The sequence below is a fragment of the Sphingomonas hominis genome (assembly GCF_013328205.1).
Taxonomy (GTDB): domain Bacteria; phylum Pseudomonadota; class Alphaproteobacteria; order Sphingomonadales; family Sphingomonadaceae; genus Sphingomonas; species Sphingomonas hominis.
Genome location: NZ_JABULH010000013.1, coordinates 1 through 22,782, shown reverse-complemented (window position 1 = coordinate 22,782; position 22,782 = coordinate 1). Strand labels below are relative to the sequence as shown.

Genomic DNA, 22,782 nt, shown 5'->3' with positions numbered 1-22,782 from the left:
AGTGAGCTTCGATTGGACGGCACTTTCCGAGGGTGAGCTTGCGACGCTCAGCATCGCGGGGCGGGAAGCCGCCTTCGCCGAGATCATGCGCCGTCATCGCCAATCCGTTTTCCGCGTGGTGCGAGCCTGCGTCGGTGAAACCGACGAGGCGCTGGACCTGCTACAGGAAACTTTTGTCGCAGCCCATCAAGCCATGCCTCGCTACGATGGCCAGCGTTCGATGCGTGCATGGCTGTCCACGATAGCGATCAACAAGTGCCGCGATTGGGGACGTAAGCGGACGGTGCGCCGTTTTCTGTCGTTCGCGACGCCGATCGGCCCCGAGGCCGAGGCTGTTGTTGATGACCAAGTGGGTGCCGATGATGCGACCGGCGATCGGCAGGAGTTGGACCGCGTGACACGGGCCATCGCCGGCCTTCCTGCCACGTTGAAGGAGCCTTTGGTGTTGCGAACCATCGAAGGGCTTAGCCAAGCCGAGACCGCGGCCGTTCTATCGATTAGCGAAAAGGCGGTGGAAACGCGCCTCTACCGTGCCCGTCAGAAACTAGCGGCATCGCTAATGTAAGGCGATTGCCGCATTCCTCTGGCGGAATCAGATGCCGCGAGGGATGCGCGGTCGATCTGCGTATTCCGGATATGGGGGATACACAGGACGCGCGTCGCGAGGACGGCCAGTCGATCAATTATGGGCGCGATGACCCGGAGCCGGATCATGACGCCTTTGTGGCGATGGATGCCATGCGCGGCGCGCTCGCGATTATCGTCGCATTTGCGCATGCATGGTATCTGTTGATCGAAGACTATTCCGGCCAATCATCGGTCCTGGCTGCGGCCGCGTATTTTCTCGCTGGCTATGCACATGCAAGCGTCATCCTGTTTTTTGTTTTAAGCGGCTATTGGATCACCCGCAGCGTCGAGCGCCGAGTTATGACGGGCTGGCGATGGCCGAGTTATCTGATCGACCGGCTTGCCCGGTTGCTGGTGGTCCTGCTGCCCGCGCTGGCGATCGGCGGTGTGCTAGACGCGATTGCCCTCTATGGCATGGAGGCGACGACACACAGCGGTGCGACCGATACCTACGTGCTCCGCAGGAACGTCGGTGATGCGCTCAGTTGGCGCGTATTGCTCGGCAATATCTTTTTCTTGCAAGGCATTGCGGTCGCACCATTCGGCACAAATGGTCCGCTCTGGAGTCTGGCCTACGAGTTCTGGTTCTATATCTGGTTTCCGGCCATCATCGTTAGCTGGCGCACACGCCGTATTTCACCGTTTCTACTAGCGATCGGCCTTGCGTGGATCGTACCGCATATGGTGATCGGCTTTGGCTGCTGGCTTTGCGGTGCCGCGCTTTACCGGGCAACTCGTGCGCGGACCGATGCGGATCGCCGCTTACCACTTCGCGGCATTTGGTTGAGCGTTGCCAGCGCCGCCCTGATCTTGATGCTGATCGCTGTACGAATTATCGGCTTGACATATCTGGAATTGGCGCTGGCAGCGACGTTCGCGCTTTTTCTCTATGTGCTGCTGCTGGTCGATCCGCCTGCCCCCCGCTGGCTGCAGCCGCTAGCTGCCTATGGCGCGCAGGCCAGCTTCTCGCTTTATGCTCTGCATTTTCCAGTGATCGCGTTCGCGGCGGCTATGCTGCTCAGTTCCGAGCGGATGCCCCCGACCGCAGCCAATATCCTCCTTATGGGAGGAGCGCTCACATTGGCCATTGTCGTGTGCTGGGTCTTTGCGCGATTCACCGAGAGGCACACTGGGACGGTGCGTTCGTTTTTGACTTCCAGGCTACTCGCCAGTCGCAGCCCCCGTGTCGAATGACCCGGATGCCGATCAGCGTGCGTCGTTTTTCACAAAGGTTGAGGGCTATGTGAGCGCGTTGCGTATCAAGACTAGATGGACATTTCTAATCGAGAGCTTGAGCATCGCATGAGCCGCACTATCGACCGTCGCCAGGTACTACGCGGCGCCGCCCTGGCGGGCGGCGGGCTGGCGCTTTCAGCTTATATGCCTGCGTGGGCGCAGCCCGTCTCCCGCGGCATCGTCAAGCAGCTCCCGACTGTTTCGGGAACCGACATCGCGTTGACGATCGACGGTTTCAAACTTCCCGTCGATGGCAAGTCAACGCCAGCAATCGGCGTCAACGGCACGGTGCCGGCTCCGCTCATTCGCTTGAAGGAGGGGCAGAAGGTCCGCCTGTCCGTCACCAACAATCTCGACGAGGACAGCTCGATCCACTGGCACGGGCTGCTCGTGCCCTTCGCGATGGACGGCGTGCCCGGGATCAGCTTCCCCGGCATCAAGGCGCGCTCGACCTTCGTTTACGAGTTCCCGGTCATCCAGTCGGGCACCTACTGGTATCACAGCCATTCCGGCGAGCAGGAGCAGGGCGGCCTCTACGGGCCGATCGTGATCGACCCGGCAGGCACCGACCCGATCGCATTCGACCGCGAGCATGTGATCGTGTTGTCCGACCATAGCCAGATGACCGGCGAGCAGATTTTCCGCAAGCTGAAGCAGATGGGCGGCGCCTACTTCAACTATCAGCGGCCGACCCTCGCGGGCTTGCTCGCGGGTCGCGAAATGCCCCTCAAGGACCGCGTCGAATGGGGCAAGATGCGGATGGACCCCGCCGACATCGCCGACGTCACCGGATCGACCTACACCTTCCTGGTGAATGGCTACGGGCCGTATGACAATTGGACGGGGCTGTTCATAGCAGGCGAGCGCGTCCGCTTGCGGATCATCAACGCCGCAGCGCAGACCAATTTCAACGTCCGTATCCCCGACCTGCCGATGACCGTCGTGCAAGCCGACGGCCAGAATGTGCGCCCGGTCAAGGTGGATGAGTTCCAGATCGGCGTCGCCGAGACCTTCGATGTGATCGTGACGCCCGAGGACCGCGCCTACAGCTTCGTTTCCGAGGCGATCGACCGTTCGGGCATGGGGCGTGCGACGCTTGCCCCGCGAGAGGGCATGATCGCGCCTGTCCCGCCGCTCCGCCCGCGCACGCTGCTGACCATGACCGACATGGGAATGGACATGAGCAGCATGGGCGGGATGCAGGGCATGTCCGGCATGGAGGGCATGTCCGGCATGAAGGACAAAGGGCCGGTCGCGAAGCGCGGGCTCGACCCTACCGTGATGCAGAATGCATCGCGTAACTTGTGGAAGCTGACAGGCTGGAATGGGCCGACCGATCACGGAACTGTGGCGGTAGGCGCCGCGATGGCGGGCATGTCCGGGATGGACCACAGCCAGATGGCGGCGGGCGGCGCCGGCATGGCCGGCATGGATCACAGCCAGATGAGTGGCGGCAGCATGGCCGGCATGGACCACGGGTCAGGTGGCGGCATGAGCATGAACATGCGCGACCCGAAGAATGCCCCGCAGGTAAAGATGGGGCCAGGCGTTCAGACCATTTCCCCCTCGCCGACAGACCGCAGCGGCGAACCGCCCCAGGGCTTGGAAGACGTCGATCACCGTGTCCTCACCTACCGAGACCTCGTTGCGCTGCAGCCGAACCCGGACGTGCGCGCACCGTCGCGGCAGTTCGAGATCCACCTGACGGGCAACATGGAACGCTACATGTGGGGCTTCGACGGTCAGAAGCTCAGCGACCCGGCCGACCCGATCCCGTTTCGCAACGGTGAGCGGGCGCGGATTACGTTGGTGAACGACACGATGATGCCCCACCCGATCCACCTCCATGGCCACTTTTTCGAGCTGGTGACGGGGCACGGTGACCATGCGCCGCGCAAACACACGGTCAACGTGCCGCCCGGGGGCAAAATGACCTTCGACCTGACCGCCGATGCGCCGGGCGATTGGGCGTTCCACTGCCATAACCTCTACCACATGACCGCAGGCATGATGCGGGTCGTGACGGTTCGGCCGCTTGAAGGAGCCGCGGCATGAACCGGCTGATCGCGGCGCTGGCCGCCAGCACCATGCTCGGCGTGGCAGCCCCTGTCGCTGCCCAGTCGATGCAGGGCATGGACCACGGCTCCATGCCGGGCATGACGATGCCGATGCCGGCCAAGAAGAAGCCGGCAGCAAAGCCCGCGACGAAGGGGAAATCAACGAAGGCCAAGCCAGCGGCCGCGAAGCGGAAAGCGGCTCCGGCGAAGCGGAAGGCCGCCCCGATGGCCGGTATGAAGGGTATGGATCACGGGACCATGCCGGGCATGGATCATTCAACCATGCCCGGGATGGACCAGGCCGCCCCACAGGGCGCTCAGCACGACATGCAGGCGATGCCGGGGATGCAAATGCCCGGGAGCAGCGAGACGCCCGCTCAGGGCGCGCAGCAGCCGATGCAAGGCATGGATCATTCGGCCATGCCGGGCATGAACATGCCGGCGGACCAGGGCAGCGGCCACGACATGCCAGGAATGTCCGGTATGGCCGGGATGCCAGGTATGGCGATGGAGGGCGTGCAGCAGACCGGCACCGCGCTTGCCGCAGGGAACACCCCGGCCCCGCCCCCCCCGACCGACCATGCGGCCGATAGCGTCTATGGCGCAGACGCGATGGCGATGGGCCGCCACCACCTTCAGCAGCATCACGGCGGGCAGAACTTCAACCAGGTGCTGTTGAACCTTGCCGAGTATCAGTTTCGCAACGGCCGCGACGGCTATCGCTGGGATGGCGAGGCATGGTTCGGCGGGGACATCAATCGCCTGTTCGTCAAGACCGAGGGCGAGGGAGCGTTCCGCGAGGGTCTCGAGAGCGCCGAGATTCAGGCGCTCTACAGCCGGGCGATCGGCCCTTATTTCAACCTCCAGGCCGGCGTCCGTCAGGACCTGGGGCCGTCCCCGAAGCGCACCTATGCGACCGTCGGATTTGAGGGGTTGGCCCCAGGTTGGTTCGAGGTCGAGGGGGCGCTGTTCCTGTCGAATAAGGGTGACGTACTTGGGCGGCTAGAGGGCTATTACGATCAGCGCATCACCCAGCGGCTGATCCTGCAACCGCGCGCCGAGCTCAATTTCGCAGCCCAGGACGTGCCGGAAAATCGGATTGGATCGGGCCTTTCCAATGCCGAGCTGGGACTTAGGCTTCGCTACGAGGTAAGGCGCGAGTTCGCGCCCTACCTCGGTGTGTCGTGGGATCGCCGGTTCGGCGACACCGCGCGCTTCGCTCGGGCAGAGGGCGACAAAGCCACGTCCCGCAGCATCGTCGCCGGCATCCGCATGTGGTTCTGAGCGCGCCACCGCAGCGTCGCAGTGTTGCCCGCCCGCGCAATAATCCGGCTTTCTGAGGGAGGAAGCAATGGAACGAAACAGACCGGGGACGGTGCGCCGACACCTGCCGAGCGTGTCCTTTGTCGCACTGATGGCGGTTCTAGTCGCCGTGGGCGCAGCCGCCTTCATTTACCTTGGCGTCTATAACGTCGCGGCCGACGAGCCGCACACGCCGGCAGTCTATTCGGTGCTCGAACGCCTGCGCGATCGGTCGATCCAGGCGCACGCGAGAGGCATCACGCCCCCCGCCGACCTTGCGTCGGCACAGCGCGTTTCGGTCGGCGCCGGACTTTACGGGGAGATGTGCTCAGGGTGCCATCTCGGCCCCGGCGTCGAGAAATCCGAGATGAGCCAGGGCCTATACCCCCAGGCGCCGGAACTCGCTCGCGCCCAGGATCTCACGCCGGCGCAGCAATTCTGGATCATCAAGCACGGCGTGAAGCTCAGCGCCATGCCGGCATGGGGCAAGTCGCATCCCGACCCTCTGATTTGGGATATGGTCGCGTTTGTGCGCAAGCTCCCCGGCATGACGCCCGAGCAGTATAAGGCATTGGTCGCAAGCGCGCCGGCAGACCATGACGAGATGATGAAGGACATGCCGGGCATGAAATAACGCCCGCGGTGGACTAATGGAGGGCGGTTCTGAAAAGCACAAAATTGCGGCTGCACCTCCTCGCGAGTCGCACCCACAAGTGACTTGCGATCGTCATCGGCGCACAGCTTCTCCTATGGTTTGCGAGCGGCGCTTTGATGAGCTTCTTGCCTATCGACCGCGTGCATGGCGACCATCTGGTAGACCGGAAAGCAGCCGCAACCCTGCCGAGCGGCGTCCCGCTCGCGCCGGCGTCGGCGATCGCCGTCGCGGCGGCCGCGCCGATCGAGACCATCACCTATCGCATGTGGCTTGGCCGCCCGGTCGCGGAAGTGACGACCGCCAAAGGCACGCGCTTGTTCGACGCCAAAACGGGCGCGGCGCTACCCACGCCGACCGCGGCCGAAGCAGAGGCTATCGCGCGTGCCGCCTGGCGCGGCAGCGAGCGACCCAGGGCAACAGTAGAGCGGATCGAGCGCCCCAGTCCCGAGTATCGCGGCACGCTTCCCGCCTGGCGCGTGGCGTTCGCCGACCCCGATTCCACCTGCGTCTTCGTGGCGGCCGACACCGGCCGGATCGTGGCGGTGAGAACGGGGACGTGGCGGCTCTACGACTTCTTTTGGGGCCTCCACATCATGGATTGGCAGAACCACGAGAACTTCAACACGCCCTGGCTGCTCGCCTTCGCGATCGGCGGGCTCGCTCTTTGGCTGGGCGGTGCGGTTCTTCTCTACATACGGTGGCCCAAACGGCGGCGGCGTGGTGCCGCCACCCGCACTGTCTAACAGCAGAGGGCGCGCGGCGAGAGCGGGAATAACCAGGTATGAAGTACGCGGCGCGGAAGCACATCCCTCAGAAATAAAGTGCCGTTTCTCGCTACTATCTCGCGCGTTCTAACGACTCGCCTGAGGGGTCGACGCCCCGCACGCGTAGAACCCTTAGGACCCAAGGAGATCGATAAATGCGCTTCGCACCGACTTTAGCAGCTTTGGCACTCATCGCCACGCCCGCACTCGCGCAGCAGGGCGGGGGTATGCAAGGCATGAATCATGGCTCCATGCCGGGCATGAACCACGACGACATGATGAAGCAGATGATGGCCGGCAATCCTTACGGCCAGGCTGAGATGGACATGCATCAGAAGATGATGGCCGCAAGGCAGGGCGACGCGGCCGAAATGTGGACCCGCAAGATGATCGAGCATCATCGCGGCGCCATCGCCATGTCGCGCGTCGCGGTTCGGGAAGCGACCGACGCCGATACAAAGCGCATGGCGCAGATGACGATTACGAAGCAGGAAAAGGACATTGCCGAGCTACAGGCGTGGCTCCGCAAGCATGGCAAGCGCCCGCAGTAAGGTGCTGCCCCGCCCTGTCAGTCCCCCAAATCCCCCCGGCAGGGCGGAGCTAAGCAATCTGGAGCTGACTCTATGAAATCTGGTTTTCGTGGCGCTCTCGCCGCCGTGTTGATGACGATCCCGGCCGTAGCGTCGGCGGCAGCCGACATCGCCATGCATCGCGATCCTGGGTGTGGTTGTTGCGAGAAATGGGCGGCTCAGGTCCGCCAGCAGTTCGGCCGCAAGGTGCAGATCGTCGACGACGCCAATCGAGCCGCCTTTCAGCGCCGCGTAGGCGTCCCGGCTCAGCTTGGGTCCTGCCATACCGCCATTATCGACGGTATGGCGTTCGAGGGGCACGTTCCCATCGCCGACATGAAGCGCGTGCTGGCACAGCATCCGAAAGGTGTGCGTGGCTTGGCAGTTGCGGGAATGCCGCTCGGTTCGCCGGGCATGGAAGTAGCTGGCGTGAAAGGACAACCCTACGACGTTATTGCATTTGGGCCGGGCGGGCGTCGCCCGTATGCTCACCACAACTAATGAGTTCATTGACTTCTAAAGTGTTACAATCGATGAAAATCTCGTGGTGAAACGTCGGCTATCCCTACTGCTCTTGCTTGGAGCGCTTCTTGGCCTGTTCGGCCAAGGGATGGCGCTTGCCGCTGGGCCGACGCTTGCGCCAACAGTGGAAGCAAGCCACACCATGCCGGCCGGCATGGATTGCTCGGAGATGGCAGCTCCGCAGAAGCAGTCGCCGAAGCAGCCCTGCAAGGGGCTGACGCTTGCGTGCATCGCTCAGATGGGCTGCACCATTCCGATGACGTTCGAGGAGCCGCGGCCCCTGACGGAGCACGCTTATGCTCCCCGTCTTGCTGCAAGCTGGCCCACCTCGCCGGTGCTTGCCGGGCTCGACGTTGCTCCCGAACCGGAGCCCCCTACCGTTTGATCTGATCCCGAAATTGGTTCTGCTCGCTTTCGGCTAGCCGAAGACGGCTTCAGAACCCGTCTGTGCATCTTATCAGAACGGAATTCTACCATGAAGAAGATCGTATTTGCGGCGCTCGCCGCTGTCGTTGCCGTGTCTTCCGCGTCGGCTTCGCCGATTAACTCGGAAAATCAGAAGCAGCCCGGGCATTGGGAGTGGCGCTCAGGACCGTCCTACGGCCCGAGGGCGCCGGTGACTGCGCCTCGCCGGGTGTGGGTCGCGGACGCTCCCCAGACCGCCGCCTGCGACTGCGCGATGATGAAGCAGGCATCCGACACTTGCATGTCGATGAATGGCAAGCATTCCGGTTAACCCGGAGCGCCTGAACAACTGGAGGGTCCCGGAACGGCGCGACGCCTAGCGCGCGCCGTTCCGGTTCTGCTGCGATCATGACATGGAGGAACGACGAATGCGCGCATCCTACATGGTGCCCCTAGCGGCACTCATTACGAGTGCCGCACAGGCGGGCCCCCTCACCTACGACCAAGCTCTCCGCGACGCGGTCGCCAATGCACCCGGGGCCGCAGCGGCGCGAGCGGGAATCACCGCCGCGGGCGCGGACGCCCGTGCCGCCGGTAGCCTTCCGGATCCCCGGCTCTCGTTCGGGCTGGACAACTTTCCTGTGTCAGGGCCCCCGGCGTACACGCTCAACGGCAATAGTATGACGATGGGGCGTGTCGGCGTTCAGCAGGACGTGCCCAATCTGGCAAAGCGCCATGCCGCTCAGGCCCAGGCCAGAGCGGCCATAATGGCTGCCGAAGCATCACAGGCGTCCAGGCTCCGCCAGATCAGGCTCGGCGCAGGATCGGCATGGATCGACCTCGCTTATGCCGAGCGTCGCCTTCGCGCCATGGACGAATCGCTTGGCGCGCTTCGCGCACTGCCGGCTGCGGCCCGAACGGCTGCAGCCTCGGGAGCAGCAAGGCCAGCACAGACTCTGGCAGTGGATCAGGCGATTGCCACCTTGGAGGATCGCAGGGCTGAACTGCTTTCGGCGGTTGCTCGCGCCCGCGCCATGTTGACGCGATGGACTGGCGTCCAGGCGCCTGAAACCGTGGGCGACATTCCGGCGCTGGACCTTGCGCCTGCCAAGCTACGAGCGGCGCTGGACCGACACCCCGATGTTCTTGCGGCGGAGGCTGGTGTCAGCCGTGCCCAGGCAGACGTCGCCGCAGCGCGGGCGGAAAAGCGGCCCGATTGGGGGTTCGAGGTTGCCTATCAGCGACGCGACCCACGTTATGGCGACATGGTTTCGGCGGGAGTTTCGATGACGCTGCCGCTGTTCGCACGGTCACGCCAAGACCCTCGTATCGCGGCCCGCCAGTCTTCTGCCGCCCAGGCCGACGCGGAGCGCGAAGATGCGCGACGCGCATTGGAAGCCGACTTGGAGGCCGGCCTTGCTGACCACGTGATGCACCATGAGCAGTGGATGCGCGCCCGCGACACGCTGGTTCCCTTGGCGCGCAAGCGCGCCGGGTTGGAGACGGCCAGCTATTCGGCCGGTCGCGCCAGCCTGACGGACGTCATCGAGGCCAAGACCGCACTCGCTGACGCCGAGCTGACTGCGCTTGATCGCGAAGCGGAGGTCGCACGCGATGCCGTGCGCCTCACCATCACCTTCGGGGGCGACTCTCAATGAACACGATAACACTGACCCGCTCGCGCCTCCTTGCCGCAGCGGCCGTGCTCACGATCGTCGCTGGAGGAGTAGGTTTCGGGATAGCAGGGCTCGCGACGCATGCGACACCCGAGGCGCAGGCGCCTGCGGCTGCGGAACGCAAAATCCTCTACTGGTATGATCCGATGATCCCGGCAGAGCGCCACGACGGGCCCGGAACCTCGTCGATGGGTATGAAGCTGATCCCGCGCTACGCTGATGAGGGGGGCTCATCTGCCTCTCCCGGGGTGACCATCGATCCCGCGAGCCTTCAGAGGCTCGGCGCCCGCATTGTCGCCGTTGAACGAGGGGCGCTCTCCACCGCAGCCTCTGCGACCGGCAGCATCGAGTTCAACGAGCGCAACGTCGCCGTTGTTCAGGCGCGCAGCGGCGGCTTCGTCCAGCGCGTTTACGCGCGCGCACCGGGCGATGTCGTGCCTGCCGGCGCTCCGCTCGCCGATCTCTTTGTCCCCGAATGGGCGGGCGCACAGACCGAGTATGAAGCCGTCCGCCGCACGGGTGACGCCGCGCTCACGCGAGCCGCAAGGCGAAGGATGGTGCTTCTCGGCATGACCGGTGCCAACGGCGGGAACACGACCATTCGCACCCCGGTTGCCGGCGTAATCAAGACGCTTGGCGTTCGGCAAGGTATGACTGTCTCTCAGGGCCAGACCCTTGCCGAGGTTAACGGCCTTGGAACAGTGTGGCTAAACGCGGCCGTGCCCGAGGCGCTTGCCGGCCAGCTCCGCGTCGGCACACCCGTGACCGCCACGCTCGCGGCCTTCCCAGGTGAAACCTTCAGAGGCCGCATTGGCGCAATCCTGCCTCAGGCCGAGGCCACTACCCGCACCCTCACCGTGCGCGTCGAGCTTACCAATCGCGGCGGACGGCTGCGTCCCGGCATGTTCGCCAGCGTGCAGCTTAACCAAAGCAGCCGTGACGCTCTCCTTGTGCCAAGCGAGGCGGTGATCCGAACGGGGCGGCGCACGCTTGTTATGCTCGCCAGCGATGGCGGGCGCTTCCGACCCGCCGAGGTTCGCACTGGCGCCGAAGGTGGCGGTAAGACCGAGATTCTTGCCGGGCTTGCCGAGGGGGAGAAGGTCGTCGCATCGGGCCAGTTCCTGATCGACTCCGAAGCGAGCCTGTCCGGGCTGGACGCTCGGCCTATCGGGGGCGAAGCGCAGGCCTCCAAGAGCGCCAAGCCCATGCCGCAGCTTGCCGAGACGGTCGGCCGTATCGAGGCGATCGGACCGGATTCAGTCACCATATCGCATGAGCCCGTACCAGCGATCGGGTGGCCGGCCATGACGATGACGTTCCGCGTTGCCGATCCGGCGCTCGCTCGCGGCTATCGCAAGGGTGATCGGGTGCGGTTCGGGTTTGACCAACCCACGGAAGGGCCGACGCTGCGCCGCATTGCACGCGAGAGCGGCCGATGATTGCCGCTGTCATCCGATGGTCCGTTGCAAACCGCTTCCTGGTAATCCTGGCGGCCGCTGCGCTGGCCATTGCAGGCGTGTTCGCCATGCGAGCCACGCCGGTGGACGCTCTGCCCGATCTTTCCGACACTCAGGTCATCGTCCGCACGAGCTGGCCAGGCCAGGCGCCGCAGATCGTCGAGAACCAGATCACCTACCCGCTGACCACGACGATGCTCTCAGTGCCCGGCGCCAAGACCGTTCGCGGCTATTCCTTCTTCGGCGACAGCTTCGTCTATGTGCTCTTCGAGGACGGGACCGACCTATATTGGGCGCGCTCCCGCGTGCTCGAATATCTGAACCAGGTGCAAGGTCGCTTGCCGGAGGGCGCGCGCAGCGCGTTAGGGCCAGATGCGACCGGCGTGGGCTGGGTCTACGAATATGCTCTCGCCGACCGCACCGGCCAACATGATCTATCTCAGCTCCGATCGTTGCAGGATTGGTTCCTGCGCTACGAGTTGAAGACGCTGCCCGGCGTCGCCGAGGTGGCGAGCATCGGCGGTATGGTGAAGCAGTATCAAGTGCTGCTCGATCCGACCCGGCTCGCGGCGTTCGGTGTTACCCACGCCCAGGCTGTTGAGGCTATCCGTCGCGCCAATCAGGAGGGGGGCGGCTCGGTGCTGGAGCTTGGCGAGGCGGAGTATATGGTCCGCGCATCAGGCTATCTGAAAACGATCAGCGACTTCCAAGCGATCCCGCTCAGGGTCGCCGGTGCAGGCGTGCCGGTGACGTTGGGTGACGTTGCCTCGGTTCAGGTCGGTCCGGAGATGCGGCGCGGCATCGCCGAGCTGAATGGCGAGGGAGAAGTCGCCGGCGGGGTCGTCATTCTCCGCCAGGGGAAGAATGCCCGCGAGACGATCGAGGCGGTGAAAGCCAAGCTTATCGAGTTGAAGCGCAGCCTTCCACCCGGCGTCGAAGTCGTCACGACCTACGATCGCTCGCAGTTGATCGACCGCGCGGTGGAGAACCTGACTGGCAAGCTGATCGAGGAGTTCATCGTGGTCGCGCTCGTGTGCGGCCTTTTCCTCTGGCATGTCCGATCAGCGCTGGTCGCGATCGTGACCCTGCCTTTGGGGGTGCTCGCGGCCTTGCTCATCATGCGCGTGCAAGGCGTCAACGCCAACATCATGTCGTTGGGCGGCATCGCCATCGCGATTGGAGCGATGGTCGATGCCGCCATAGTCATGATCGAAAACGCCCACAAACGTATCGAGCATTGGGAGCACGATCATCCGGGCCATGTGCTGGCCGGCGAGGAGCGCTGGCGTGTCATCACCGAGGCCGCGGCCGAGGTCGGACCAGCGCTGTTCCTGAGCCTGATTATCATCACGCTGTCATTTGTGCCGGTGTTTACGTTGGAGGCTCAGGAGGGACGGCTGTTCGCCCCCCTTGCCTTCACCAAGAGCTATTCGATGGCAGCCGCCGCGATCCTGTCGGTCACGCTGGTCCCGGTTTTGATGGGATGGCTGATCCGGGGGCGCATCCCGGCCGAACAGGATAATCTGATCAATCGCGGGCTGACGCACGCCTACCGGCCCGCGCTTGGTTGGGTGATGGGGCGACCGAAGACGACGATCGCTATTGCTGTGCTGGTACTTGCAACGACGGCATGGCCGCTCACGCGCCTTGGCGGCGAGTTCATCCCTGCGATGGATGAGGGTGACCTGCTCTACATGCCGTCGGCATTACCCGGCCTCTCGGCCGCGAGCGCATCCGAGCTGCTTCAACGAACCGATCGGCTCATCAAGACGGTGCCCGAGGTCGCAACCGTGTTCGGCAAAGCGGGACGCGCCGAGACCGCGACCGATCCTGCTCCTCTTGAGATGTTCGAGACGACGATCCAGTTCAAACCACGCGATCAATGGCGCAAAGATATGACGCCGGCGAAATTGGTGGAGGAGCTGGACCGCACCGTGCGTGTGCCGGGGCTCACCAACGTCTGGGTTCCCCCGATCCGAAACCGGATCGACATGCTCGCGACCGGCATCAAGAGCCCGATCGGCGTGAAGGTGTCAGGGGCCGACCTTGCCGAGCTTGATCGCATTGCCGCGAGGGTGGAGGCTGTTGCCAAGACAGTGCCCGGCGTCAGCTCGGCGCTTGCGGAGCGGCTGACGGGCGGACGCTATGTCGACGTCGACATCGACCGGGCAGCCGCCGCCCGCTATGGGCTCAACATCGCCGACGTGCAGGAGATTGTGTCGGGCGCGATTGGTGGCGAGACGATCGGCGAGACCGTGGATGGCCTCGCCCGCTACCCGATCAGCGTGCGCTACCCGCGCGAGCTGCGCGACAGCCTTGAAGGCCTGCGCACCCTTCCGATCGTGACAGCATCGAGCCAGCAGATCACACTAGGAACTGTTGCTTCAGTGTCGATCGCCGAGGGGCCGCCGATGCTCAAAACCGAGAACGCCCGACCGTCCTCATGGATCTACGTTGATGTGCGCGGTCGCGACATTGCCTCGACCGTTGCCGACCTACAGCGTGCGGTTGCCAAGGGCGTCCGGCTCAGCCCCGGCGTGTCGATCGCCTATTCTGGGCAGTTCGAGTATCTGCAACGCGCCGAATCCCGGCTTATGCTCGTCGTTCCGGCGACGCTCGCGATCATCTTCTTCCTGCTCTATCTTACCTTCGGTCGGCTCGACGAAGCGGCACTCGTCATGGGGACCCTGCCCTTTGCCCTTGTTGGGGGTATCTGGACCCTGTGGTTGCTCGGCTATGCCCAGTCAGTCGCGACCGGGGTCGGGTTCATTGCCTTGGCGGGCGTCTCCGCAGAGTTCGGCGTCGTCATGCTGATCTATCTGAAGCACGCGCTCGCCGAACGGGGACTGTCACCGTCGCGAGAACAGGTTATCGAGGCGATCCGCGAAGGCGCGCTGTTGCGGGTTCGCCCCAAGGCGATGACGGTCGCGGTTATCATCGCCGGCCTCCTTCCCGTCCTTATCGGACACGGTGCGGGCTCGGAGGTGATGAGCCGTATCGCCGCGCCGATGATTGGCGGGATGCTGACCGCTCCCCTTCTTTCCATGTTCATCCTGCCTGCCGCCTACCTGCTGTTGCGGCGTCGGGCGTCCACCACCGCTGAAAGGAGTGCATCGTGACAACGAAGTCTATCATCATCGCCGGGACCGCCCTACTGCTTGCGCCTGGCTCAACAACTGCGTGGGCCCAATCCGCCAAGCCCGCTGCGGCAGCCAAGGTCGGGACCGGCGCAGGGACGATCACCGCCCTCGACACTCGGGCTGGAACTGTGACCATCAAGCATGGCGCGATACCGGCGATCGGTTGGCCAGCGATGACCATGACCTTCCGCGCTTCGCCGCCCACGTTGCTAAAAAACCTCCGGACGGGTCAGCGGGTCGGCTTTACCGCCAAGGCTCAGGGCATGAACGCCGAGGTGACCGCGATCAGGCCGCAGTAGCCACCTGGTCAGCGCGGCGAGAGTTCAGTCTAGCTTTCCTCGGATGACAGCGAGGCTTGGAGCCGGAAGCGTTCGGCTTCAGCCTTGTCTGGGTCTGTGCTGGCTTAGCGTGCGGCCATCTTAACAGTCACAACCAGATCGCCCCGTCCATCCTTGCGTTTCTGATGGTGTTTGCCAGCAAACGAAAGCAAGCTAATGACGCATGATCCAGGATCTGACAGGCGCCGCCCGGCTCGTAATGCTAAAGCGGGCCTTTCACAACCGCCCCGCGATCTCTGCCAACGCACCGCGGGTAATCTCCCACGCGGAGTGCAGGAAGAGCAGCGCGATCACGCCCGCAACGGCGAGGTCGGGCCAAGCCTTCCCCGTCCAAGCTACCAGGCCGGCTGCGACGATCACGGCGATGTTGGCCACCGCATCATTGCGGCTGAACAGCCAGATCGCACGCACGTTCGCGTCGCCCTCGCGAAAACGCGCCAGCATAAGCGCAGCGCTCACGTTGACGATGAGGGCAACGATCCCGATCCCACCCATCAATTCAGCTTCCGGAGCTACGGCGTTAATCGCGCGCCAGACGGCAAAGCCGATGACACCCAAGCCCAACGCACCAAGGAATAGACCTTGTGCAAGGGCGATCCTCGATCGGGCGTGGGCGGTCCAGCCCAGCGCGATCAGCCCGAACAGTGAGATCGTGCCGTCACCGATGAAATCGAGCGCGTCCGCCTTCAGCGCCTGACTATCGGCGATGAATCCACCTACAATCTCGATCAAGCCGAACCCAAGGTTCAGCAGAACTACGATCCACAGGGCACGTCGGTACGCAGGGTCGCGTTCGGCACGTTTGGTATCGCCCGTGCAGCCACACGAGGAGGTTTCACTGTCGCTCATGTAGACCTTCTACAATCTATAGCCGCCGTAGGAGCAAGAAGAAAGCATCTAGTCCGGGAGGACCAAGCGCACTCACTCGGCAGTCGCAAGATCAGGCGTCTCGACTTTCTTGCGACGATTGAAGGCGAACCCGATGGCAATGGTGATCGCCATGACAAGCTGTGCAATGATGGACTGCCACGTCGGGAATAGGCCGAGTATCGACAGCCGTGGCGCTTCGGCGATCGGCGCTATGTCGATAATGCCGGCTTCCTGCAGAGCAGCCACGCCCTTGCCTGCGAGGACTACCGTCAGGCCTGCCATCAACCACGAGCTGTAGGCGAAGAACTTGGCAATCGGGAGCTGGCGGCTGTAGCGCAGCATGGCCCAGGCGATCACGGCCAGTATGGCGACGGCCGCCCCTGCCCCGGCCAGCAGCGCGCTGCCATTCCCCTGCGTCCAAAGCGCCGCGTAGAACAGGATCGTCTCGAACACCTCGCGATAGACGACCACGAAGGCGAGCCCGAACAGGAACCAGGCCGAGCGGCCCGACAGAGCGTGCGTCATCTTCTCTCGGATGTAGCGCTGCCATTGATCGGCTTGCGCCTTGCCGTGCATCCATATCCCGACAGAGAGCAGGACCACGGCGGCGAATAGCGAACCAAACCCCTCGGTCAGTTCCCGGCTCGCGCCGCTGATCCCGATCGCATAGGTGGCGACCACCCAGGTCAGCAGGCCGGCCACAAGCGCTCCGGCCCAACCGCCATGCACGTAGGGCAAGACTTCCGAGCGGTCCGCCTTGCGGAGAAAGGCGATCATGGCGACGACGATTAGCAGCGCTTCCAGCCCTTCGCGCAGCAGGATCGTGAACGCGCCCAAGAAAGTCGACGCGGTGCTGGATGCACTCGGGGCCAGCGCCGCCTCCGCATCGTCGAACAGGCCATTGAGGACCAGAGCGCGGTTTGCCAAGTCATCTGGCGCGGCGCCTTGATCGATCGCGGCGCGATACTCGCCCATCGCACCCTCGATCCGGGCGAGCAGTGTCCCGTCCCGCGCACCGAGCGTCGGCTCAACCGGTTCGAAACCATCGAGATACGCGGACAGCGCCAGCTCCTTCGCGGCCCTGCGATCCCCTTTGCGAGCAGCATCGAGACTGGCCGCGAGCATTTGGCGGACGAGCGACAGCGACGCTGGAGCCTGTTCGACCACGGCTTCCGGATGACGGCGCAGATAGGCCATCACCGCCAGCGCCTGCTTTTCGCCGATGCGCTCGGCGAGCGAGGCAGGCGTGAGCGCCACAAGTGCCTTGAGGTCCGGAACTTGTTGGTGAAGCGCGGGATCGGCTTTCCATAGCTTCTCCCCTTTCCGCGCCTGTTCGTCGGTTAGTGCAAAGCTGCCGGCGCGAAATGCCAGTGCCCATCGATCCTCGCTCGGCAGATCGGCGAAGCTCTGCATCGCAGTGCCGTCAATGCCCTGACTGATGACCTGATAAAGCGCGAATACGCTTCGCTGACGGGCCCGCTCCGCATCGGTGAACGCGATCGGCGGTGTGGCCAGCTTGGCTGCATCGGGGCCATGCCCGTCTCCTGTTGCGCCATGACAGGCAGCGCAGGTCGAGCCGAACAGGGTAGCGCCGCGCGCAAAGCTCGGGGGAGCGGATGGCGCGAGCGGTACGGGATAAGCGCGCAGAAGATCGGCAGCGAGATTACGGGCCAGCAGTGCTACGTCCTGCGGCGGCCCCTTGCGTGCGATCACATCCTGAAGGCGTGCCGCGCCCGCGATCAGCGCCGCCCGCTCAGGCTTTCGTGGTAAAGCGGCGAGCCGTGACGACACGGAGCCTGCGAACTCCGTCATTTCGGCATATTCGGACGCGCTCTTGATCCGTCCGCTCGCAACCGCGCCACCATAATCGACGGCTACATAGTCGAGCAGTCGCCAGGCGGTTTGCACGTTATTCGGGTCGGCCGTGGGCGCGGCTTGCAGTGTGGATACCGGTGCGAGGAGGCCGAGCAGGATCACGAGCGCGAGAGCGACCAGCCGCACGGAAGCGGCGTGAATCAGGCGCCTCAAAGGCGCTACGTAAGAACCTAAATAGCTAGAATCGAGGGGCAACATGCGACTGCCCTACAACCTCTAGCCACTGTAGAAGCAAGCGATTTGAGAACGGCTCGCAATAGCATCGCCCAACTGTGCTCGGGAGCCGGCTTCAATAATAGTCGGCGAGCTTAAGCGTTCGCATCGCGCCATCGGCGAGGGTGAGCTTCACCACCTCCCCGGGACGGCCGTAGCGCCACTGCCAGAGCGCACCGCGGGTGTAGGAGGTGTCGATCGGGAACCCGTTCAGTGCCACGACGCGGTCGCCTACCGTCCATCCGCCCTGAGCCGCAGGGCTGCCTACGGCGACGTGGATGACTGTGAGATCGGTTGGCGAAGCGGCAATGCCGAGGCCGCTTCGATCTTTTAGCATCGGCAGACGCGATCGATGCGGTATCGGCCGGATCCAAAGGCGTCCAAGCGTCACGTCGAGCACGATATCGAATTGCCCAAGAAGTGGCATGCCGATGTTGCCCACCGTGCTCACCGATGCCCAGCGATCGAGGGCGAGGGTCGGAACCACCCTCGTCGAGATCCCGGCCAGGCTAACGCTGTCGGTTGTGAACGTCCGGACGATCTGCACGCCTTCGACCCCGCCCAGCGCTGCGGTGGAGGAGGCCTTATTGGCGAGAAGATTACGCTCCTCAACAAAGGCAGCGGACAACATGAGTGCAGATGAGCTGCCGGTGTCGAGCATCAGCGGCACCGGCTCAGAGCCGTTCACTGAGGCGTGGACGAGGAGTTCCTGCCTGGCACCATGCTCAAGGGTGAGGGTCGTCCACCCTTCCCCGCCGGCAAAGCTGCCGCTCCTCCCGAATGCGAACCGCCGCTTTCCGAAGTCTAGGGCGACGCAGCCGCTGGCGAGCACGTCGGCCCCGAGCATGATGTGGATAGGTCTGCCATATGCCGCAGAGATCGCCCCGAGGTCGGCGACGACGGCAAAAGGCAGGACATGCACTTGGTCGGCCAGCGTCACCTCGACATTGTGGACCAAACCAACTGCCGCCTTGCCGCTAAGGCCAGCTATTCTCCGCGGCTCCAAGTTCGCCATGCCGAGCTTGGCGGCAAGCGGCCAGCTGATGATGGAGGCGCCGCTACCAGTATCCAGAATGGCTTCGGTGTCGACACCCGCGACCTTCGTTGGCGCAAGCAGGGTGTCGCCTGTTCCGACCTCCAGAGGACGCCAGCTCGGATGCTCGGCGAAGCCGGGCCAGTCCGATCCGGACGGTGCCTTACTGCCCACAACCCCAGTAGGAATGCTCGCGCCGAGAAGCCCGACACCGAGCTGCTTCAATATCCTTCGACGATCTACATCGGTCGTCGCGGCTCCGTCCCCGCCGTCCACTCCATCCTTCCCACTCCGGCCTCGGTGCCGGAATGGGCACCCCACTACATGCTCCAGTCGCTAGAGGATCAAGCCGTAAGTCTCCACTTACGCCATTGGGCGGCCGATCGCCTGAATGACCCGGCACTCCGCCATCGTCTTGGCGCAACATCCCGCCGCGCTCATGGCGGCGAGTTCGTCACGCAGCGCGCCGAGCTGGCGAAGCCGCTCCTCGACGTCAGCGAGATGGCGTGATGCGATATCGGCCGCCTCGGCGCAGTCGCGCTCCGGTTGATCGGCGAGCGCTAGGAGCGAGCGGATCTCGTCGATCGAGAAGCCGAGCCTGCGGCCGTTGCGAATGAAGTTGAGCCGATCGACATCCGGCAACCCATAAGTGCGGCGACCTGAGGCAGTACGAACGGGTCGGTCGAGCAGTCCAATCTCCTCATAGAAGCGGATCGTCGTCACCTTGGTTGCGGTTGCGCTCGCCAGCTCGCCTATCTGCATTGTGGTCTCACATGATCTTTACTGAGCACTCGTACTCGGCATGAGCTTATTCCAACTCACTGCATGATGTATCGAGCCCGAGGCTTACCTGCCGATCGCGATCACTGAGAGGTCAGCGGCGCCATCGACAGGAACGCCTGCCTGCTTCCGCTCTGAGTAGCGGTCGACAAGCTGGCCCGCATGGGGGCGCAACAGGATCGTGAAGCGCACCAGCTCCTCCATCACGTCTACGATGCGATCATAGTAGCTCGACGGCTTCATACGGCCGGCTTCGTCGAACTCCTTGTAGGCCATCGCGACCGATGATTGGTTCGGGATCGTGAACATACGCATCCAGCGGCCGAGCAGGCGCAGCGTGTTGACCGCGTTGAACGATTGCGAGCCACCCGACACCTGCATGACTGCTAGCGTTCGCCCCTGCGTCGGGCGCATCCCTTTCATTTCGAGCGGCAGGTGATCGATCTGCGCCTTCATGATGCCCGTGATCTGGCCGTGCCGCTCGGGGCTGCACCACACCTGGCCCTCCGACCACATCGCCAGTTCGCGCAATTCGTGGACAGCCGGATGATCGTCGCCCTGGACCTGATCGGGCAGCGGCAGCGTGGACGGGTCGAAGATGCGTGTATCCGCCCCGAACAGCCGCAGCAGGCGGGCGGCTTCCTCGACCGCAAGGCGCGAGAACGAGCGTTCGCGCAGCGATCCATAGAGCAGCAGGATGCGCGGCGCGGGATCGAGCGGTCCAAGACCGGAGGCGGGCCGATGACGGATGAAGGCCAGATCCAGCGCTGGGAAGGTGTCGGGATCAGGAAGCGTGCGCAGCGGCATCAGAGAGCTTTCGTGAATTGGGCGAGTTGAGCAGGGCGCAGGATCAGGCAGCGCGTGGCCCGAGCAGGATCACGCAGGTTCCGATCAGACAGAGAGCCGCGCCGCCCACGTCCCAGCGATCGGGGCGGACACCTTCGACGCCCCACAGCCACAGCAGGGACGCGCAGATGTAGATGCCGCCATAAGCGGCATAGGCGCGCCCCGCCGCGTCACTATCGACGCGGGTGAGCAGCCAGGCGAACACCATGAGAGAAGCAATTCCGGGGACCAGCCAGATCGGCGACTTGCTCATGCGAAGCCATGCCCAAAAGGCGAAACAACCGCCGATTTCGGCGAGCGCCGCGCCGACATAGATCAGACCTGTCATGTGTGCGCGCCCCGCTCATACCAGCCCCGCGATGCCTTCACGATCGACACGACCGAGAGCATCACCGGCACCTCTACCAGCACGCCCACGACCGTTGCCAACGCCGCGCCGGACTTGAGCCCAAACAGCGATATGGCGGCAGCGACGGCCAGCTCGAAGAAGTTGGACGCGCCGATCAGCGCGGCAGGTGCGGCGACGCACCAAGCCACGCCGAACCGGCGCGACAGCCAGTAAGCAAGGCCCGCGTTGAAATAGACTTGGATGAGGATCGGCACGGCCAAAAGCGCGATCACCAGCGGTTGGGCAACGATCGCCTCTCCTTGGAAGCCGAACAGCAGAACGAGTGTCGCCAGCAGTGAGACGAGCGACACCGGGCCAAGGCGGCCGAGCAGCCGATCGAGCGCGGCTTGCCCTCCGTTCGCCAGCACGGCGCGGCGGACGAGCTGCGCCGCGAGCACCGGCACGACGATGTAGAGCAGGACCGAAGTCAGCAGCGTGTCCCACGGCACCGAGACCGAGGCGACGCCGAGCAGCAACGCGACCAACGGCGCGAACAGGAACACCATGATCACGTCGTTCAGCGCGACTTGGGAGAGCGTATAGGTGGGCTCGCCCTCACAGAGGTTCGACCACACGAACACCATGGCCGTGCAGGGTGCCGCGGCCAGCAGGATCAGGCCGGCGATGTAGGACGGCCCCTCACCTGCTGGCAGGAGCGGCGCAAACAGCCAGCTAATGAACAGCGAGCCCAGCGCCGCCATCGAGAAGGGTTTCACCGCCCAATTGATGAACAGCGTGACGCCGACTCCCTTCCAATGTTGGCGTACAGACCCGAGCGCGTCGAAGTCGATCTTGAGCAGCATCGGGATAATCATCAGCCAGATCAGCACGGCGACGATCAGGTTCACGCGCGCGACCTCGGCCGAGGCGATGGCCGCGAACAAGCTAGGAAGCAGATGGCCCAGCCCGATGCCGGCGACGATGCAGAGCGCTACCCATAGCGTCAGATACCGCTCAAAGGTGCCAAGGGGTACCGCTGGAGGGCCAGCGCTAGGTGCGACCGAGGACATGGGTTCAGGCGACCCGTTGACCCGAGGCGTCCACCACCCGCTCGCCGTCCTCCTTGGCAAACGAGCCGAGTTGGCCGGTTGGCAGCAGATCAAGCACCGCTTCGGACGGGCGGCACAGCTTTACCCCCAGCGGCGAGACGACCAGCGGTCGGTTGATGAGGACCGGGTGCGCCATCATCGCGTCCACCAGCGCCTCGTCGGACAGCAACGTGTCGCCTAGGCCAAGCTCCGCATAGGGCGTGCCCTTCTCGCGCAGCAGATCGCGCGGGGTTATGTCGGCGCGGTCGATTAACTCGACCAGCAGCGCGCGCGAGGGCGGGGTCTTCAGATACTCTATAACGTGCGGCTCGATGCCGGCATTGCGGATCATGGCGAGCGCGTTGCGCGACGTGCCGCACTCGGAGTTGTGGTAGATCACGATATCGACGGCCACGGGGCGTCCTTTCAGCAGCAGGGGGCGAGTTCGGCGACCAGCGGCGCGCACAGCTCCGCGTTGCCCGCGCAGCAGTCCTTGACGGGGACCGGCGAGAGAAGGCCCGAAAGCGTACGCTAAGGCGGAACGGTTGCGTGTCGAGCGTTCTGGCGTAGCTTGAAGCGATGTTGCTCGTTCGCCTTCGGCTTTTCTGCACGGCTTTAGCCTTGGTCATCTCGCCGAGTGGCTGCGCGGATGCAGCGCCTGCTGGAAACCTCGCTGTGCGTGCGGTTGACGAGGCCAAGTCGATGCCGGCGGGACGAGAGCGCGATGTCGCTCTTCGCGAAATATCACGCAATCTCCGCCATGCCGACCGCGACCGTGCCATCAAGGCAGCTGCCTCCATGTCGGAAGACTACGAACTGCGGACATTCAGCCCCCGCCCAGACAAGCTGACGGGTCAGGTTCTTGCGCAGCAGCGCGAGCAGAACAGCGATGATCGCGCCTGCGAGCGCTTCGTCGAGAGCCTTATTGTCAATCGGCGTCCAAAAAGGACCCCCTATCGGCGTCCAAAAGGGACCCCGTTTGTCGAGCGGTGTGACGGGTA

At 64.1% G+C, this 22,782-nt stretch carries 22 protein-coding genes; 13 read left to right on the top strand and 9 right to left on the bottom strand.

Annotated features, from left to right (window positions below; translation table 11 throughout):
- The first annotated feature begins 1 nt into the window (after position 1).
- From HRV97_RS16320 to HRV97_RS16260, 13 genes are all read left to right on the top strand, one after another.
- Positions 2–565: an RNA polymerase sigma factor gene (locus HRV97_RS16320; RefSeq protein ID WP_066782013.1), complete on the top strand. Its 564-nt coding sequence runs from the start codon at positions 2–4 to the stop codon at positions 563–565.
- A gap of 71 nt (positions 566–636) precedes the next feature.
- Positions 637–1,821 carry an acyltransferase family protein gene (locus HRV97_RS16315; protein ID WP_174195199.1) on the top strand — a complete coding sequence of 395 codons (1,185 nt, stop codon included), beginning with the start codon at positions 637–639 and terminating at the stop codon, positions 1,819–1,821.
- Between the two features lie 108 nt (positions 1,822–1,929).
- Positions 1,930–3,918 (top strand): copper resistance system multicopper oxidase, encoded by a 1,989-nt coding sequence (locus HRV97_RS16310; RefSeq protein ID WP_174195198.1) that lies wholly within the window; start codon positions 1,930–1,932, stop codon positions 3,916–3,918.
- On the top strand, positions 3,915–5,204 hold the full coding sequence (locus HRV97_RS16305) for a copper resistance protein B (RefSeq protein WP_174195197.1): 1,290 nt from the start codon (positions 3,915–3,917) through the stop codon (positions 5,202–5,204). The genes HRV97_RS16310 and HRV97_RS16305 overlap by 4 nt, the downstream gene beginning before the upstream one ends.
- Before the next feature lie 130 nt (positions 5,205–5,334).
- The gene (locus HRV97_RS16300) at positions 5,335–5,856 is read left to right on the top strand and encodes a c-type cytochrome (protein ID WP_246248817.1); all 522 of its coding nucleotides are present in this window, start codon (positions 5,335–5,337) and stop codon (positions 5,854–5,856) included.
- A 137-nt stretch (positions 5,857–5,993) separates the two neighbouring features.
- A complete protein-coding gene (locus HRV97_RS16295) occupies positions 5,994–6,620 on the top strand; it encodes a hypothetical protein (RefSeq protein ID WP_246248816.1) in 627 nt (208 codons plus the stop codon).
- Between the two features lie 176 nt (positions 6,621–6,796).
- On the top strand, positions 6,797–7,192 hold the full coding sequence (locus HRV97_RS16290) for a DUF305 domain-containing protein (protein WP_174195195.1): 396 nt from the start codon (positions 6,797–6,799) through the stop codon (positions 7,190–7,192).
- Positions 7,193–7,264: 72 nt separating this feature from the next.
- A complete protein-coding gene (locus HRV97_RS16285) occupies positions 7,265–7,711 on the top strand; it encodes a DUF411 domain-containing protein (protein ID WP_246248815.1) in 447 nt (148 codons plus the stop codon).
- Positions 7,712–8,207: 496 nt separating this feature from the next.
- Positions 8,208–8,468 carry a hypothetical protein gene (locus HRV97_RS16280; protein WP_174195194.1) on the top strand — a complete coding sequence of 87 codons (261 nt, stop codon included), beginning with the start codon at positions 8,208–8,210 and terminating at the stop codon, positions 8,466–8,468.
- A 349-nt stretch (positions 8,469–8,817) separates the two neighbouring features.
- Positions 8,818–9,795, top strand: coding sequence for a TolC family protein (locus HRV97_RS16275; RefSeq protein WP_484592862.1), 978 nt, complete (start codon positions 8,818–8,820; stop codon positions 9,793–9,795).
- A complete protein-coding gene (locus HRV97_RS16270; RefSeq protein WP_174195192.1) occupies positions 9,792–11,252 on the top strand; it encodes an efflux RND transporter periplasmic adaptor subunit in 1,461 nt (486 codons plus the stop codon). Before HRV97_RS16275 ends, HRV97_RS16270 begins: the two co-directional genes overlap by 4 nt.
- A complete protein-coding gene (locus tag HRV97_RS16265) occupies positions 11,249–14,389 on the top strand; it encodes an efflux RND transporter permease subunit (protein WP_174195191.1) in 3,141 nt (1,046 codons plus the stop codon). The genes HRV97_RS16270 and HRV97_RS16265 overlap by 4 nt, the downstream gene beginning before the upstream one ends.
- The gene (locus HRV97_RS16260; protein WP_174195190.1) at positions 14,386–14,709 is read left to right on the top strand and encodes a copper-binding protein; all 324 of its coding nucleotides are present in this window, start codon (positions 14,386–14,388) and stop codon (positions 14,707–14,709) included. Before HRV97_RS16265 ends, HRV97_RS16260 begins: the two co-directional genes overlap by 4 nt.
- 255 nt (positions 14,710–14,964) lie before the next feature.
- Here HRV97_RS16260 and HRV97_RS16255 read toward each other — a convergent pair whose 3' ends face one another.
- From HRV97_RS16255 to HRV97_RS16215, 9 genes are all read right to left on the bottom strand, one after another.
- Positions 14,965–15,597 (bottom strand): cation efflux transmembrane domain-containing protein, encoded by a 633-nt coding sequence (locus HRV97_RS16255; RefSeq protein ID WP_066782001.1) that lies wholly within the window; start codon positions 15,595–15,597, stop codon positions 14,965–14,967.
- A gap of 72 nt (positions 15,598–15,669) precedes the next feature.
- Positions 15,670–17,619 (bottom strand): FTR1 family protein, encoded by a 1,950-nt coding sequence (locus tag HRV97_RS16250; protein ID WP_174195206.1) that lies wholly within the window; start codon positions 17,617–17,619, stop codon positions 15,670–15,672.
- Between the two features lie 163 nt (positions 17,620–17,782).
- On the bottom strand, positions 17,783–18,964 hold the full coding sequence (locus HRV97_RS16245; RefSeq protein ID WP_246248813.1) for a retropepsin-like aspartic protease: 1,182 nt from the start codon (positions 18,962–18,964) through the stop codon (positions 17,783–17,785).
- A 138-nt stretch (positions 18,965–19,102) separates the two neighbouring features.
- Positions 19,103–19,501 (bottom strand): MerR family transcriptional regulator, encoded by a 399-nt coding sequence (locus HRV97_RS16240; RefSeq protein WP_174195188.1) that lies wholly within the window; start codon positions 19,499–19,501, stop codon positions 19,103–19,105.
- 84 nt (positions 19,502–19,585) lie between these two features.
- Entirely contained in the window at positions 19,586–20,326 is a 741-nt protein-coding gene (arsH, locus tag HRV97_RS16235) for an arsenical resistance protein ArsH (protein ID WP_174195187.1), read from the bottom strand.
- Between the two features lie 43 nt (positions 20,327–20,369).
- The gene (locus tag HRV97_RS16230) at positions 20,370–20,693 is read right to left on the bottom strand and encodes a YnfA family protein (RefSeq protein WP_174195186.1); all 324 of its coding nucleotides are present in this window, start codon (positions 20,691–20,693) and stop codon (positions 20,370–20,372) included.
- Positions 20,690–21,763 carry an ACR3 family arsenite efflux transporter gene (arsB, locus tag HRV97_RS16225; RefSeq protein ID WP_174195185.1) on the bottom strand — a complete coding sequence of 358 codons (1,074 nt, stop codon included), beginning with the start codon at positions 21,761–21,763 and terminating at the stop codon, positions 20,690–20,692. The genes HRV97_RS16230 and arsB overlap by 4 nt, the downstream gene beginning before the upstream one ends.
- Before the next feature lie 4 nt (positions 21,764–21,767).
- Entirely contained in the window at positions 21,768–22,196 is a 429-nt protein-coding gene (gene arsC / locus HRV97_RS16220; protein WP_174195184.1) for an arsenate reductase (glutaredoxin), read from the bottom strand.
- A 329-nt stretch (positions 22,197–22,525) separates the two neighbouring features.
- A partial coding sequence (locus tag HRV97_RS16215) for a hypothetical protein (protein WP_174195183.1) occupies positions 22,526–22,782 on the bottom strand: 257 nt, incomplete at its 5' end.